1 pseudogene is annotated in these 612 nt (G+C 78.9%); it reads right to left on the bottom strand.

From position 1 onward, the window contains the following. Positions 1 to 612: pseudogene (locus PMI01_RS25880) on the bottom strand (hypothetical protein); the annotation flags it as partial.

The raw sequence follows: 612 nt of genomic DNA, 5'->3' as shown, positions 1-612 counted from the left end.
GAAGCCGCCGCTGCCGCCGCCGCCGCCCACCGCCTGGGCGAAGATCCCGGCCGAGCGGTCGCCTTCGGTGAGGATGTCGGTGACGCTGAGCACAGTGACCGTTCCGGCCATGCCGCCGCCGCCGCCCGTGCCGCCGACCCCGACCGAAACCGCGCCGGCCGCCGTGCCGCCCGACAGCGCCCCGGCCAGGGCGAAGCCGCCCGTGCCGCCGCCGCCGCCCACGCTCTGGGCGTAGAGTCCCGCGGCGTCGACGCCCTTGGTGTGAATGCTGCCCGCCGTGTCGATCCTGACCGCGTCGCCGACGCCGCCGTCGCCGGCTCCGCCGCCGACCGCCACGCCGATGCTGGCGCTGACGCCGCCCGAGGCCGCCGCGGCGATGGCGCCGCTCCAGCCGCCGTTGCCGCCGCCACCGCCCACGCTCTGGGCGAAGATGCCGACCGAACGCGCGCCGGTCGTGTCGATGGCCACGCCGCTGGCGTGGTCGACGGTCACCACGCCGCCCTTGCCGCCGTCGCCGCCCGAACCGCCGACCGAGATCGCGCCCGAGACCGCGCCGACGTCGCCGACCGCCAGGGCCGCCGCCACCGAATAGCCGCCGTCGCCGCCGCCGCC

Source organism: Caulobacter sp. AP07 (genome assembly GCF_000281955.1).
Taxonomy (GTDB): domain Bacteria; phylum Pseudomonadota; class Alphaproteobacteria; order Caulobacterales; family Caulobacteraceae; genus Caulobacter.
The sequence above is the reverse complement of the archived record's forward strand: the minus strand, read 5'-3'. Positions and strand labels throughout refer to the sequence as shown.